The sequence below is a fragment of the Polaromonas sp. JS666 genome (assembly GCF_900103405.1).
GTDB lineage: Bacteria > Pseudomonadota > Gammaproteobacteria > Burkholderiales > Burkholderiaceae_C > Polaromonas.
The window spans coordinates 61,338-74,109 of sequence record NZ_FNHX01000006.1 but is presented as its reverse complement, the minus strand read 5'-3'; the positions used below and the strand labels follow the sequence as shown (position 1 = coordinate 74,109).

The 12,772-nt window shown below is 65.6% G+C and carries 15 protein-coding genes; 7 read left to right on the top strand and 8 right to left on the bottom strand.

Features of this window, described 5'->3' with window-relative positions:
* Positions 1 to 49: 49 nt before the first annotated feature.
* Positions 50 to 505: a hypothetical protein gene (locus tag BLQ85_RS16355; protein ID WP_074578295.1), complete on the bottom strand. Its 456-nt coding sequence runs from the start codon at positions 503 to 505 to the stop codon at positions 50 to 52.
* Between the two features lie 98 nt (positions 506 to 603).
* Complete coding sequence (locus BLQ85_RS16350) at positions 604 to 963, bottom strand: hypothetical protein (RefSeq protein WP_074578294.1); 360 nt, start codon at positions 961 to 963, stop codon at positions 604 to 606.
* A gap of 190 nt (positions 964 to 1,153) precedes the next feature.
* On the opposite strand from BLQ85_RS16350, the gene BLQ85_RS16345 reads away from it, so the two are divergent.
* Entirely contained in the window at positions 1,154 to 1,846 is a 693-nt protein-coding gene (locus BLQ85_RS16345; protein ID WP_074578293.1) for a helix-turn-helix transcriptional regulator, read from the top strand.
* Between the two features lie 23 nt (positions 1,847 to 1,869).
* On the opposite strand, the gene BLQ85_RS16340 is transcribed toward BLQ85_RS16345, so the two are convergent.
* From BLQ85_RS16340 to lplT, 3 genes are all read right to left on the bottom strand, one after another.
* Positions 1,870 to 2,355 (bottom strand): glutathione peroxidase, encoded by a 486-nt coding sequence (locus BLQ85_RS16340; protein WP_074578292.1) that lies wholly within the window; start codon positions 2,353 to 2,355, stop codon positions 1,870 to 1,872.
* 48 nt (positions 2,356 to 2,403) lie between these two features.
* Positions 2,404 to 3,288: a DMT family transporter gene (locus BLQ85_RS16335; protein WP_254806456.1), complete on the bottom strand. Its 885-nt coding sequence runs from the start codon at positions 3,286 to 3,288 to the stop codon at positions 2,404 to 2,406.
* A gap of 110 nt (positions 3,289 to 3,398) precedes the next feature.
* Positions 3,399 to 4,679 (bottom strand): lysophospholipid transporter LplT, encoded by a 1,281-nt coding sequence (gene lplT / locus BLQ85_RS16330; RefSeq protein ID WP_074578597.1) that lies wholly within the window; start codon positions 4,677 to 4,679, stop codon positions 3,399 to 3,401.
* Between the two features lie 188 nt (positions 4,680 to 4,867).
* On the opposite strand from lplT, the gene alr reads away from it, so the two are divergent.
* From alr to BLQ85_RS16315, 3 genes are read left to right on the top strand one after another with little or no spacing between them, the layout of a single operon-like run.
* Positions 4,868 to 5,962 (top strand): alanine racemase, encoded by a 1,095-nt coding sequence (gene alr, locus BLQ85_RS16325; protein WP_074578290.1) that lies wholly within the window; start codon positions 4,868 to 4,870, stop codon positions 5,960 to 5,962.
* Positions 5,963 to 5,987: 25 nt separating this feature from the next.
* Positions 5,988 to 6,449: an RDD family protein gene (locus tag BLQ85_RS16320; RefSeq protein ID WP_074578289.1), complete on the top strand. Its 462-nt coding sequence runs from the start codon at positions 5,988 to 5,990 to the stop codon at positions 6,447 to 6,449.
* 10 nt (positions 6,450 to 6,459) lie between these two features.
* Positions 6,460 to 6,924 (top strand): GNAT family N-acetyltransferase, encoded by a 465-nt coding sequence (locus tag BLQ85_RS16315; RefSeq protein ID WP_074578288.1) that lies wholly within the window; start codon positions 6,460 to 6,462, stop codon positions 6,922 to 6,924.
* A 16-nt stretch (positions 6,925 to 6,940) separates the two neighbouring features.
* Here the strand turns inward: BLQ85_RS16315 and BLQ85_RS16310 are convergent, their stop codons facing one another.
* The 3 genes from BLQ85_RS16310 to BLQ85_RS16300 all read right to left on the bottom strand — a co-directional run bounded on the left by BLQ85_RS16310 (position 6,941) and on the right by BLQ85_RS16300 (position 9,917).
* The gene (locus BLQ85_RS16310) at positions 6,941 to 7,831 is read right to left on the bottom strand and encodes an NAD(P)-dependent oxidoreductase (protein WP_074578287.1); all 891 of its coding nucleotides are present in this window, start codon (positions 7,829 to 7,831) and stop codon (positions 6,941 to 6,943) included.
* Between the two features lie 46 nt (positions 7,832 to 7,877).
* Positions 7,878 to 8,852 (bottom strand): 2-dehydropantoate 2-reductase, encoded by a 975-nt coding sequence (locus BLQ85_RS16305; protein ID WP_074578595.1) that lies wholly within the window; start codon positions 8,850 to 8,852, stop codon positions 7,878 to 7,880.
* 78 nt (positions 8,853 to 8,930) lie between these two features.
* Positions 8,931 to 9,917, bottom strand: coding sequence for a Bug family tripartite tricarboxylate transporter substrate binding protein (locus tag BLQ85_RS16300; RefSeq protein WP_007873854.1), 987 nt, complete (start codon positions 9,915 to 9,917; stop codon positions 8,931 to 8,933).
* Positions 9,918 to 10,091: 174 nt separating this feature from the next.
* Here BLQ85_RS16300 and radA point away from each other — a divergent pair, with 174 nt between their 5' ends.
* From radA to BLQ85_RS16285, 3 genes are read left to right on the top strand one after another with little or no spacing between them, the layout of a single operon-like run.
* Positions 10,092 to 11,471, top strand: a complete 1,380-nt coding sequence (radA, locus tag BLQ85_RS16295) for a DNA repair protein RadA (protein ID WP_007873855.1) — start codon at positions 10,092 to 10,094, stop codon at positions 11,469 to 11,471.
* A 20-nt stretch (positions 11,472 to 11,491) separates the two neighbouring features.
* Positions 11,492 to 12,280 (top strand): metallophosphoesterase family protein, encoded by a 789-nt coding sequence (locus BLQ85_RS16290; RefSeq protein ID WP_074578286.1) that lies wholly within the window; start codon positions 11,492 to 11,494, stop codon positions 12,278 to 12,280.
* Positions 12,281 to 12,337: 57 nt separating this feature from the next.
* Positions 12,338 to 12,751, top strand: coding sequence for a glycerate kinase (locus tag BLQ85_RS16285; protein ID WP_074578285.1), 414 nt, complete (start codon positions 12,338 to 12,340; stop codon positions 12,749 to 12,751).
* Positions 12,752 to 12,772 lie beyond the last annotated feature (21 nt).

Genomic DNA, 12,772 nt, shown 5'->3' with positions numbered 1-12,772 from the left:
TGCACTATAGGGCGATCTGAAAGCTTGGCTGTTCGTGCCGGGGGAAATGTCAGGGTGCGCCGTTCCTTTCCTGATCCAGGAACTCGGTTGGCAGAGCCGCGACGATGCTGCCGAGAAGCAGCGTGGATGCGCAGGCAACCCACAACCAGTAGCCGGGCCCGTACTCAGCGACAAACGTGCTGGTTTCTGAATAGATCGAGGTGACTTTGCTCTCAAACAGGAAGCTGATCATGAATGCAAGTGCCAGGGCGGCCAGGCCTGCGCTCCGGCCGGGATGCTTCAGGAAAAAGAGTGCCCACGCTGCGCCAATCGCGGGATTCGCAAGCCACGCAATGCCGCCTTGGGGAATCGCTGACCAACCAAACAGGAACAACTGCCACCCTGGTATTGCGCTGCCAGGCCGCGATGCGTACGGGTAGAAACCGTCGCCGAGCAGGCAAAGGCAGAACAAGCCGATGCTTGACAGCAGGGCAATCTTCGGAAAAAAGAGAAAAAACGCTCGCATCGTGGCAAAGACTCCTTGCGCTCTGACGTCAAGGTGAGAGGCGCACAAGAAACAGCGGCGCTTTCAACCGACCGAGGTCGGAGTCGCCCCTGGGCTGGTCAGGCATGTATTTTCTTCCAGCCTAGTGCCCCAACCGCCGCGACGGCTACGAACAAAATTCCGAGTAGAAGCCCAGACCCCAGCCAGGCATAGAAAGCCCACCCGACGAGTGCTGCCAGCACCGCGTGAAGGATGGGCTGATGCTTTGAGACATGCGCCGCGATGGCGCCGCCGGCCAGCGGTCCCAACACAAGCAAAAAAATGTACATCACCGTGTAGTCAACGTCCGGTGAATCGATGTGGGCTTGTTTGACATCCCCAAGGAAAGACACCTTGAACCAGAACGAAACAAAATACGGAAGAATAAAACCGCCCAACGCCCCGAGGGCCACCGCTTTCAGCTTGACGTTGCTAAACATGTCAGGTCAGTTCGGACAGGCTGTACTCATTTATACGGGTATGAAAGTTCCACGAAACACCACGATGTCTCCTCAGTTTGTCGGAGGGCAATACGCGCGCAGATGGATGCCTGCACTATAGCCGCGCATGGCGTATGTTGGCCATTTCGACACGCGGTAAGCTGCGGTCATTCAAATCACTCAACCCACCATGCGCCGCGCCGACCGCCTTTTCCATCTAGTCCAGCTGATTCGCGGCCGCCGCCTGAGCACGGCGGAATTTCTCGCGAAGCGGCTGGAGGTGTCGGAGCGCACCATTTACCGCGATGTGGCCGACCTGCAGCACCAGGGGGTGCCGATTGAGGGCGAGGCCGGCGTGGGTTACCGGCTGGGCGCGGGTTTTGACCTGCCGCCGCTGATGTTCACGCAAAAGGAAGCCAATGCCCTGGCCGCCTCTGTACGGCTGGCCCAGGCCTGGCTGGACCCGGCCATGGCGGGCGATGCGGAAGCGGCCTGGAGCAAGATTTTTTCGGTGCTGCCGCCCACGGCGCGTGCGGCGGCCGAGGGTGTGCCGCTGTATGCGGTGGTGATCAATCCCGATGAAGCCACGCAGCGCAGCCTGCAGCTGTTGCGCGAGGCGGTGCATGCGCGCTGCAAGGTGAGGGTGCGCTATCTCGATGCGGCCGGGCGCGAAAGCCGGCGTGTGCTCTGGCCGCTGGGCTGTTTTTACTGGGGCAGCGTCTGGACGCTGGGCGCCTGGTGCGAGGCCCGGCAGGACTTTCGCAGCTTTCGTGTGGACCGCATGGCCGCGATCGACGTGCTGGACGAGCGCGTGGGCCACGAGGCGGGCCGCACGCTGGCGGATTATTTGCGCACCGTCAAAGCCGGCCCCAAGCCTCCTTGAATTACACGCAGAGCGGCTCTGCCTCAGGCAGCGAGTGCGGCTTCAACATCCTTGGCCAGGTCGGCGGGTTTATCGGTGGGCGCATAGCGCCGGATCACCTTGCCGTCCTTGCCGACCAGGAACTTGGTGAAGTTCCACTTGATGGATTTGCTGCCCAGCAGGCCGGGCGCTTCGGCCGACAGCCATTTGTAGAGCGGGTGCGCGGCCGGGCCGTTGACATCGATCTTGGACATCATGGGGAAACTCACGCCGTAGTTGACCTGGCAGAAGGACTCGATTTCGCCGTCGGCGCCCGGGTCCTGTGAGCCGAACTGGTTGCAGGGAAAACCCAGCACCGCCAGGCCCTTGCCCGCGTACTGCTTGTGCAGCTCTTCGAGGCCGCCGAACTGCGGCGTGAAGCCGCATTTGCTGGCGGTGTTGACGATCAGCATGACCTTGCCCTTGAACCCGGCCAGCGAAATGTCCTGGCCGTTGATCTGGCGCGCTTCAAAGTCATAGACGGTGCTCATGGGGTGTCTCCTGGTGCTGTTGTTGCCGGCGCCGTCCCGGTTGCCGGTTTACTGCGATTCTGCACCGCCCGGCGCGGTTTGGGCAGATGCTGACGGCGCCATGGCCGCCAGCAGCGCGGCCAGCACGATCAGGCTGCCTCCCAGCAGGATGCGCGGCGTGAGTTCGGCGGCGCCCAGCGCGGCCGAGGACAGGCTGGCAAACAGGATTTCGGTCAGCATCACGATGGCCGTGGTGCCGGCGGCCAGGCGCGCCGCGCCGTACTGCAGGCAGGCGTTGCTGGCCATGAAAGCCAGCGCCAGCCCCAGCGCCACCGGAATGCCCGCCAGCGCCAAAGCCGGCGCGGGCACCACGGCTTGCGACATGCCGACCAATGCGGCGCAAGCCGCCATCAGGCCGCTGCCGCCGAACATGGCCAGCATGCGCGATTCACCGAGCGTGTGCCTGGATTTGCGCAGCATGGCGTTGGTCAGCGCGAAGCTGAAGCCGCCCATGATGGCCAGCCAGTCGGCCCCGCCTTGCGGCACGGGCCAGGGGGAGTCCGGCGTCTTGAGCACAATCAACACGCCGGCCATGGCCAGCAGCAGGCGCAGCAGCGAGGCCGGCGTGGGTTTTTCGCCCAGCATGGCCCAGGCCACCAGCACCGACCAGGCCGGCATCAGGTAGAACAGCAGCACCACGCGCACCACGTCGCCGACGGTCACGGCCCAGTTGAAGCCGACATTGGTCAGGCCCGCGCCCGCCGCCAGGAGCCACAGCTGCGGATGCGCGGCAAAGCCTCGCCAGGCTTTCGGCAGCAAGACCAGCAGCCCGGCCACCACAATCGCATAGACCAGCGCCGTGGTCCACAGCGGGTGCAGGCCCAGGCTTTGCAGCTGGCGCAGCGGCCACCAGGACACGCCCCAGACGAAGGCATTGAATGTGAGAGCCAGCACTGCCTTTGCCCCCACGCTTGCCACTTCGTGTGCTGCGCTGCCCCCCGAGGGGGCTAATTTTCCTTGGGGCGGCCCGGCGGAAAATTGTCCGCCGCGGATGTCTTTCGCCATCAGTGAGATTTATCGCTGCGGGCGATGCTCAGCAGGTGGTCGACCTGTTCCTTGTGTTTGACAAGGTTGTGCTGGTGCCAGCGCTGGATCAGCCACATGAAGCCGGCCACCACGATGCCGAAGGCGGTGATCGCGCCGAAGGCCGACAAGCCCATGCCGGTGGACAGGCTGTAGAAGGCGCCCAGGCTCAGGATGCAGGCCTGTTCGTTGAAGTTCTGCACCGCGATGGAGCGGCCCGCGCCCATGAGGTTGTGGCCGCGGTGCTGCAGCAGCGCGTTCATGGGCACGACCAGGAAGCCGCCCAGGCCGCCCAGCAGGATCAGGAAGGGCGCGGCCACCCAGACGCTGCCGATGAAATTCATCAGCACGACCAGCAGGCCCATGGCAATGCCCAGCGGCATCACGCTGGTGGCCTGGTCCAGCCGCATGCGCATGGAGGCCAGCACGGCGCCCACGGCCGTGCCTATGGCCACCACACCGACCAGCGAGGAGGCCTGCGAGGTGCTGTAGCCCAGGGCCGCGGCGCTCCAGGCCAGCACGATGTAGCGCAGGTTGCCGGAAACGCCCCAGAACAAGGTGGTGGTGGCCAGGGAGATCTGGCCCAGCTTGTCGCGCCACAGCGCCGAATTGCAGTTCCAGAAGTCGGGCAGCAGCTCAAGCTTGTTGCGTGGCATGGGCCGCATCTCGACGCCGGTGTCGGGAATGCGGGTGTTGAACCAGGCCGCGATGATGTACAGCAGAATCAGCACGGCGATCGCTGCTTCGGGCGCAGTGTCTATGCCGGTTTCGAGAATCGGGAAGTCAAAGGACAGCAGCAGGTTGGACACCGTGTGGCCGACCAGCTGGCCGCCCAGCAGCACGCCCAGGATGATGGAGGAAATCGTCAGTCCCTCGATCCAGCCGTTGGCCTTGACGAGCTGCGAAGCCGGCAGCAGCTCGGTCAGGATGCCGTATTTGGCGGGCGAATAGGCGGCGGCGCCCAGCCCGACGATGGCGTAGGCCAGCAACGGGTGCGAGCCGAACAGCATCATGAGGCAGCCGATCACCTTGATCGCGTTGCTCACGAACATCACGTTGCCCTTGGGCCGCGCATCGGCGAAAGCGCCCACAAAAGGCGCCAACACCACGTAAAACAAGGCAAACATGGGCACTAGCGCCGCCGGCTGCCACTTGGGCGCCCCGCTGGTCTTGAGCAGCTCCACGGCGGCCACAAACAGCGCGTTATCAGCCAGCGAGCTGAAAAACTGGGCCGCCATGATGGTGTAAAAACCGCGCTTCATTAAACTGTTGTGGTCATTGCGGCACTGCATCAGCCGATCTGATGCTGCAAGATATGAATGAATGTCTCCAGACGATTCCGGTTTATAGCATGGGGGGCGGTGTCAGAATGCAGAAAGCCCTTAGAACCGGTTCACCGCCTCAACCGGGCCGCTGAAGCCGCCGCTCGCACCAACTTCTTCTTCGCACCATGCCACGTCCCATTCTTGCCACCATCCACACCGCCGCGCTTGCCCACAACCTGGGCGTTGCGCGCGCCGCCGCACCCGACGCCAAGGTCTGGGCCGTCGTCAAGGCCAATGCTTACGGCCACGGCATAGAACGCGTCTTCGACGCGCTGCGCAGCGCCGACGGTTTCGCGCTGCTGGACCTGGCCGAGGCGCAGCGCCTGCGCGCGCTCGACTGGCGCGGCCCCATCCTGCTGTTGGAGGGGTGTTTTGACGCGCGCGACCTGGAGCTGTGCTCGCGCCTGGGCCTGTGGCATTCGATCCACTGCACTGAGCAGATCGACATGCTGGCCGCCCACAAGACGCAGCTGCCGCACCGCGTGTTCCTCAAGATGAACTCGGGCATGAACCGCCTGGGCTTTCCACCCGAGCGCTACCGCGCCGCCTGGACGCGCCTCAACGCGCTGCCGCAGGTCGAGGAGATCACGCTGATGACGCACTTCTCCGACGCCGACGGCCCCAAGGGCATCAGCGCGGCGCTGCAGGCCTTCGACGCCGTCACGCACGACCTGCCGGGCGAGCGCACGCTGAGCAACAGCGCCGCCACGCTGCGCCACCGCGACGTACTGGCCGGCCGCTCCGACTGGGTGCGGCCCGGCATCCTGGTCTACGGCAGCGCGCCCGACTTCCCCGAACACACGGCGGCCGGCTGGGGCTTGCAGCCCACCATGACACTGTCATCAAAAATCATCGGCGTGCAGGACCTCAAGGCCGGCGACACCGTGGGCTACGGCTCGAGTTTTACCGCCGACGGCCCGCTGCGCATTGGCGTCGTGGCCTGCGGCTATGCCGACGGCTACCCGCGGCACTGCAGCACCGGCACGCCCGTGCTGGTGAACGGCGTGCGCACCCGCATGGTGGGCCGCGTCAGCATGGACATGATCACGGTGGACCTCACGCCCGTGCCCGCCGCGGGCATGGGCAGCGAAGTCACCCTGTGGGGCCGCGCTGGAGGCGGCGCCGAACTGCCCATCGACGAAGTCGCGCAGGCGGGTGCCACCGTGGGCTATGAATTGATGTGCGCGCTGGCGCAGCGCGTGCCCGTGCAGGTCGAATAAAGAACCTCTCCAACTGGAGTTTTCCATGGCATCGGAAGAACTGGAATACGCGGGCTTCTGGATCCGCGTCTGGGCGTCCGTCATCGACACCCTGCTGCTGGGCATCGTGGTGTACCCGCTGCTGACGGCGATTTACGGCGACGCCTACTGGGAGGGCGCGAACTTCGTCCACGGCCCCCTGGATTTCCTGATCTCCTGGGTGCTACCCGCGGTGGCGGTGGTCGCGTTCTGGATGGCGCGCCAGGCCACCCCTGGAAAGATGGCGATTGCCGCGCGCATAGTTGACGCCAACACCGGCAACAACCCCAGCACCGGCCAGCTGCTGATCCGCTACCTCGGTTACTTTGTTTCCTGCATCCCGCTGGGGTTGGGCATTTTCTGGGTGGCTTTTGATTCGCGCAAGCAGGGCTGGCATGACAAGATGGCCGGCACGGTGGTGGTGCGTAAAAAGTCCGGCACCACCCGGCCTGTGGAATTTAATGCCTGATCGATCACCCATGACCTCCGCCATCACGATCCGTCCCGTCCGCAAAACAGATTTCGCCGCCTGGCTCCCGCTCTGGGCCGGCTACAACCGCTTCTACGGCCGAGCCGGCCCGACCGCCCTGGCTGACGAGATCACCGCCATGACCTGGTCGCGGTTTTTTGATGCCTATGAGCCGGTGCATGCGCTGGTCGCCGAATCGGGGAATGGCGAGCTTGTCGGACTCACACACTACCTGTATCACCGCAGCAGCACCCGCATTGTTCCGGTCTGCTACCTGCAGGATTTGTTCAGCGCCGAATCGGTGCGCGGCCGCGGCGTCGGCAAGGCCTTGATCGAGGCCGTCTATGAACAAGCCAGGGAGGCGGGCTGCGACCGGGTGTACTGGCAAACCCACGAAACCAACACCACGGCCATGCGGCTGTACGACCAGGTGGCCGAAAAATCCGGTTTTGTGGTTTACGCCAAGGCCTTGTAGCGGGCTGCGTTCTTGACTACGGCGCGATCTTCGCGCCGGTCAGCTTTTCCTGCGCCTTCACCAGCGCCGGCACAAACTCCTTGCCGTAGCCCAGCGCGCTGGCGGTCACCAGGCTCTGGTGCACGGCTTCGCCGACCAGGGACGGCACTTTCATGAGTTCGGCCAGGTGGGTGTAGTAGCGCAAGTCCTTGCGCGCGTTGTCGAGCTCGAACTTGAGGCCGGCAAAATCGCCGCCCAGGGTCTTGGCCATGGCCTGGAACAGGCCCGAATTCACCGCGCCGGCCGACACCACGTCGACCAGTTTTTGCGGTTCAATGCCGGCCAGCGCACCCACGGCAAAGGCTTCGGCGGTGGCGGTGCAGATGGCCTGGGCAACGAAGTTGTTGAGCAGCTTGACCACATGGCCGGCGCTGGGGCCGCCCACGTGGAAGATGTTTTCGCAGTAAGCCGCCAGCACGGGGCGGATTTTGTCGAACACCGCCTGCTCGGCGCCCACCATGGTGTTGAGCTTGCCGAGTTCGGCCTCCACCGGCGTGCGCGCCAGCGGCGCGTCGACCAGCGTGGCGCCATGCTGCGCGCACAAAGCGGCCAGGCGGCGCGTGGACTCGGGCTCGCTGGTCGAGGTGTCGATCACGACCAGGCCGGCCCTGGCCTTGGACAGCACGCCGTTGGGGCTCAGCAAGGTTTCTTCTACCTGGGGCGAGCCGGTCACGCAAATCACGACGGCGTCGCAGGTGCCGAGTTCGGCCGGGCCGAACGCCTGTTTGGCGCCCGCGGCCAGCAGGTCGGCTACGCGCTCCCTGTTGCGGTGCACGGTCAGGCTGAGGGTGAAGCCTTTGGCCAGCAGGTTGCGCGCGATGCCGTGGCCCATCATGCCTGATGCGCCTATGACGCCTATATGTTTCATGCTGTCTCCTGAAAAGTGGTGGTGAGTGAAAGCGAAAGGAGAGATGTCAGTACAGGCCCTTGACCCGCGCCTGCAGCCGCGCCAGGCCCAGCAGGGCGTTGGTAGAGGGCGTGGGCACGGCCGTCAACTGGCCCAATTCGCGCACGGCGCTCACCAGTGCGTCGAGCTCAACGGGCTTGCCGGCCTCCACGTCTTGCAGCATGGAGGTCTTGAAGGCGCCCAGCTTGCGCGTGATGACGTGGCGCTCCTCCGGGGTCTGGTTAATGGGAATGCCTATGCGCGCGCCGATCTCCTTGGCCTCCAGCATGATGCTGTGGGTAAAGGCGGTCACGAGTTCGTCGTCGAGCACGCGGTCCATGGTCGCGCCGGTCAACGCGCTGATCGGGTTGGCCGTCATATTGCCCCAGAGCTTGAACCAGATGTCTTTCTGGATCTGGTCCGACACCGGGGCTTCGAAGCCGGCTTTTTCGAGCAGCGCGGCCAGTTGCAGCACGCGGGCGGTTTTTTCGCCCGAAGGCTCGCCAATGATGAGTTTGTTGCCGAAGTGGTGGTGCACCTGGCCGGGCTCGTCGAGCGAGCAGCTCGCGTGCACCACGCAGCCGACGATGTGCCGGGCCGGGATCGCCTCGGCGATCTCGCCCGAGGGGTCCACGGAGCTGAGGCGCTGGCCGGCCAGCGTGCCGCCAAAGCCTTGCAAAAACCACCAGGGCACGCCGTTCATGGCGGTCAGCACCAGGGTGTCCGGGCCCAACAGCGGAGCGATCTGGCGCGCGACCTCGGGCAGCGAGGGCGCCTTGACGGCCAGCACCACCATGTCCTGCACGCCAAGCTCGGCCGGCCGGGCGCTGGAGGCCACGGCCTGCGAGCTGACCGTGCCACCCTGGTTGAGCCTGAGGCTGTGCAGCTGCAAGGCCTCGAGTGTGCCGCCGCGCGCCACCACGCTGACGCTGCAGCCGGCGCGCGCCAGGCCCATGCCTATCCAGCCGCCTATGGCGCCTGCGCCGTAAATACATACCTTCATGTTGCTGCCCATGGTTCTCTTGATCACAAAAAAAGGCCGCCCGGCGTAAAGGGCGGCACCTGCCCATCAGCGGCGGGCTTAGCCTTCCGGCGTAAAGCCGACGGCTTTCACGAGCGGGCCCCAGAGCTCGGTGTCGGCCTTGAGCATGGCGGCGAGCTGGGCCGGCGAGGTGGGCGCCGGCTCCAGGAAGGACACGGCCAGCCCGTCGATCACGTCCTGCGAGGCCAGCGCGCCGCGTATGCCGGCATTCAGGCGCTGCACCACATCCTGCGGCGCCTTGGCCGGCAGGAAAAAGCCAAACCATTCGGTGAAGGCCATGTCCTTGAAACCCTGCTCCACAAGCGTGGGCGTGTTGGGCGTGAAGCGGCTGCGTTTGGGGCCGCTGGTGGAGAGCAAACGGCATTTGCCGGCCGCCACATGCTGGGTGAATTCGCCGGTGGGGCCCGACACGGCGGCGATCTGCCCGCCCACCATGTCCAGCACCGCGGGCTGCGTGCCGCGGAAGGCGACGTGGCGCAGGTCGACATTGCCGGCACGGCCCAGCAGCGCGCCTATGAAGTGCGGCGAGGAGCCGGCCGCCGGCGAGCCGAAGTTGGCCTGGCCGGGGTTGGCCTTGCACCAGGCGAGGAAGTCGGGCACGGTCTTGACGCTGGCCGGCACCATGGGGCCGACGGCAAAGCCGTAGTCAAAAATCGCCGCGGCCGAGACCGGCGTCAGGTCGGCCACCGGGTCGTAAGGCAGCTTCTTGTAAGTGTGCGGGTAGATGCCCAGCATGGACATGGGCGTGAGCAGCACCGTCGCGCCGTCGGGCGCGGCCGTCTTGACGAACTGCACGGCGATCTGCCCGCCCGCGCCGGTCTTGTTCTCGACCACCGCGCTTTTGGCATAGCCGGGGTGCAGCTTGTCGGCCACGCGGCGCGAGACGATGTCGGCGGTGCCGCCGGGCGCGAAACCGGCGATGACCTTGGTGCTGTCAAGGGCCTGGGCCCAGGCTTGGCGGCCTATGCCGGCGAGCAGGGCGGCGGCGCTGGAAGACTGTATGAGCTGGCGGCGCGAGATGTTCATGGTGCTGTGTCCTCAAGAAAGCGATGGGGGGCGGGGCGGCGGGGAAATACACAAAGAGCGAAAAGCCATTGTCTGTGCAAGCGCGCAATTATGCTGAGCAGGCGGGATTCAGGCAGGCGCCTCCCGCATCATCATGAAGCCCAAAACCTGGTTATTTATACAGTAATATCACGTATGGCCAAAGACAAGACGATTTACACCTGCAGCGAATGCGGCGGCAGCAGCCCCAAGTGGCTGGGCAAGTGCCCGCACTGCAATGCCTGGAACACCCTGGTCGAATCGGCCGCCGAGAGCGGTGCGCCGGCCAAGAACCGCTACAGCAGCCAGTTCCAGTCACTGGCCAAGGCCTCCGACGTGACCGCCCTGTCCGACATCGAAGCCACCGACATGGAGCGCACGCCCACCGGCCACGAAGAGCTGGACCGCGTGCTCGGCGGCGGCATCGTTGAAGGCGGCGTGGTGCTGATAGGCGGCGACCCGGGCATCGGCAAATCCACGCTGCTGCTGCAGGCGCTTGATTCGCTGCAGCGCGCTGGGCTCAACACCCTGTATGTGACCGGTGAAGAAAGCGGCGCGCAGGTGGCGCTGCGCTCACGCCGGCTCGGGCTGGACGGCTCGCAGGTCAAGGTGCTGGCCGAGATCCAGCTTGAAAAAATCCTCGCCACGCTGGAAGCCACCCAGCCGGCGATCGCCGTGATCGACTCCATCCAGACCGTGTATTCCGACCAGCTGACCTCCGCGCCCGGCTCGGTCGCGCAGGTGCGCGAATGCGCGGCCCACCTCACGCGCGCGGCCAAGTCCAGCGGCGTGTGCATCGTGCTGGTCGGCCATGTGACCAAAGAGGGCGCGCTGGCCGGCCCGCGTGTGCTTGAGCACATGGTGGACACCGTGCTCTACTTTGAAGGCGACACGCATTCGAGTTTTCGCCTGGTGCGCGCCATCAAGAACCGCTTCGGCGCGGTCAACGAGATCGGCGTGTTCGCCATGACCGAAAAAGGCCTCAAGGGCGTGGCCAATCCGAGCGCCATCTTTTTGAGCCAGCACAGTGAACCGGTGCCCGGCAGCTGCGTGCTGGTCACACTGGAAGGCACGCGCCCCATGCTGGTCGAAATCCAGGCGCTGGTCGACAACGGCGGGCCCAGCCCGCGGCGCCTCTCGGTGGGCCTGGACCGCGACCGCCTGGCCATGCTGCTGGCCGTGCTGCACCGCCATGCGGGCGTGGCCTGCATGGACCAGGACGTGTTCGTCAACGCCGTGGGCGGCGTGCGCATCAGCGAGCCGGCCGCCGACCTGTCCGTGATGCTGGCCATTACCTCGTCCCTGCGCGGCAAGCCGCTGCCCAAGGGCTTTATCGCCTTTGGCGAGGTCGGCCTTGCCGGCGAGGTGCGGCCGGCCCCACGCGGCCAGGAGCGCCTGAAGGAAGCCGCCAAGCTGGGCTTTAGCGTGGCCGTGGTGCCCAAAGCCAACGCGCCCAAAAAGCCCATCGAGGGCCTGACCATCCACGCGGTGGAGCGCGTGGAAGAGGCGATGAACGTGGTGCGCGGCCTGGGCTGAGGCGTTGCACAATCAGTGCCATGAAACTCGCCGCCATCTCCGACATCCACGGCAACCTGCCGGCGCTGGAGGCCGTGCTGGCCGACATCGAGCGTCAGGGCGTGGACCAGGTTGTGAACCTCGGCGACATCCTCAGCGGGCCGCTGCAGCCGGCCGAAACGGCTGATTTGCTGATGGCGCGCGGCTTTCCCACGATTCGCGGCAACCACGAACGGCAGGTGCTGGAGCTGATCGACCAGGGCCAGTACCTGGACCCCCTGGGCACCGACGGCTACACGGCGGCCCAGCTCGGTTCGGCGCAGCTGGCATGGATACGCTCGCTGCCCGAAAGCCTGGAGCTGGCCGGCGGCGACATCCTGTTGTGCCACGGCGCGCCGGCCAGCGACCTGATCTACTGGCTGGAAACCACCGTTGCTGGTTTTGGCGCGGGCCACGCCACGGGCATACGCCCGGCCACGGCCGATGAGGTGCGCGAGCGCCTGGGCGCCACAGCGCAGGCCGGGCATTCACTGGTCCTGTGCGGCCACACCCATGTGCCGCGTTTGGTGCAGTGCGGCGATGTGCTCATCGTCAACCCCGGAAGCGTGGGCTTGCAGGCCTATGACGACGCCCACCCGCATCCGCACGTCGTGGAAAACGGCGCGCCGCACGCGCGTTATGCCATCGCCGAGAAAACCGGCGCGGGCTGGCGTGTTGATCTGCGCGCCGTACCTTACGACCACCTGGCGCAGTCGCGGGTGGCGGCTGGCCGCGGGCGCAGCGACTGGGCGCATGCGCTGGCCACGGGCTGGGCCGCGCGCGCGGGATGAACTGGCCTACGCAGTCCCCGCAGCCGGCCGCCGGGCCGGGGCTGCGAAAATAGCGCCATGAACTTCCAGAAAATCATTGTTCCCGTGGCCGGCGTTGCGGCCGTTGTGCTGGGCTATCGCTTTTACGGCTGGGCCGGCGTGGCCGCGGTGGCCGGCGGCCTGGTGATGTGGGTGCTGCTGCATTTCACCCGCATGATGCAGGTCTTGAAACGCGCGGCCAATCGCCCTATAGGGTATGTCGACAGCGCGGTCATGCTCAATGCCAAACTCAAGCCCGGCATGACGATGCTGCACGTGGTGGCCATGACGCGGGCACTGGGTGAGCGGCTTTCGCCCAAGGATGAGCAGCCCGAGATCTTCCGCTGGGCCGATGCCGGCGAATCGCACGTCACTTGCACCTTTGTGGGCGGCAAGCTGGCCCACCATGAGCTTTTCAGGCCCGCGCAGGACGCGGCACCGCCCGCCCCGTAAAATCCCCAATTCAGGTTTTTC

Excerpts from the sequence above, each read along its gene's own strand:
- radA (WP_007873855.1), top strand. The coding sequence starts at position 10,092 with ATGGCCAAAGACAAGACGATTTACACCTGCAGCGAATGCGGCGGCAGC.
- BLQ85_RS16355 (WP_074578295.1), bottom strand. The coding sequence starts at position 505 with ATGCGAGCGTTTTTTCTCTTTTTTCCGAAGATTGCCCTGCTGTCAAGC.
- BLQ85_RS16285 (WP_074578285.1), top strand. The coding sequence starts at position 12,338 with ATGAACTTCCAGAAAATCATTGTTCCCGTGGCCGGCGTTGCGGCCGTT.
- BLQ85_RS16290 (WP_074578286.1), top strand. The coding sequence starts at position 11,492 with ATGAAACTCGCCGCCATCTCCGACATCCACGGCAACCTGCCGGCGCTG.
- BLQ85_RS16315 (WP_074578288.1), top strand. The coding sequence starts at position 6,460 with ATGACCTCCGCCATCACGATCCGTCCCGTCCGCAAAACAGATTTCGCC.
- alr (WP_074578290.1), top strand. The coding sequence starts at position 4,868 with ATGCCACGTCCCATTCTTGCCACCATCCACACCGCCGCGCTTGCCCAC.
- BLQ85_RS16345 (WP_074578293.1), top strand. The coding sequence starts at position 1,154 with ATGCGCCGCGCCGACCGCCTTTTCCATCTAGTCCAGCTGATTCGCGGC.
- BLQ85_RS16305 (WP_074578595.1), bottom strand. The coding sequence starts at position 8,852 with ATGAAGGTATGTATTTACGGCGCAGGCGCCATAGGCGGCTGGATAGGC.
- BLQ85_RS16320 (WP_074578289.1), top strand. The coding sequence starts at position 5,988 with ATGGCATCGGAAGAACTGGAATACGCGGGCTTCTGGATCCGCGTCTGG.
- BLQ85_RS16310 (WP_074578287.1), bottom strand. The coding sequence starts at position 7,831 with ATGAAACATATAGGCGTCATAGGCGCATCAGGCATGATGGGCCACGGC.
- lplT (WP_074578597.1), bottom strand. The coding sequence starts at position 4,679 with ATGAAGCGCGGTTTTTACACCATCATGGCGGCCCAGTTTTTCAGCTCG.
- BLQ85_RS16340 (WP_074578292.1), bottom strand. The coding sequence starts at position 2,355 with ATGAGCACCGTCTATGACTTTGAAGCGCGCCAGATCAACGGCCAGGAC.
- BLQ85_RS16350 (WP_074578294.1), bottom strand. The coding sequence starts at position 963 with ATGTTTAGCAACGTCAAGCTGAAAGCGGTGGCCCTCGGGGCGTTGGGC.
- BLQ85_RS16300 (WP_007873854.1), bottom strand. The coding sequence starts at position 9,917 with ATGAACATCTCGCGCCGCCAGCTCATACAGTCTTCCAGCGCCGCCGCC.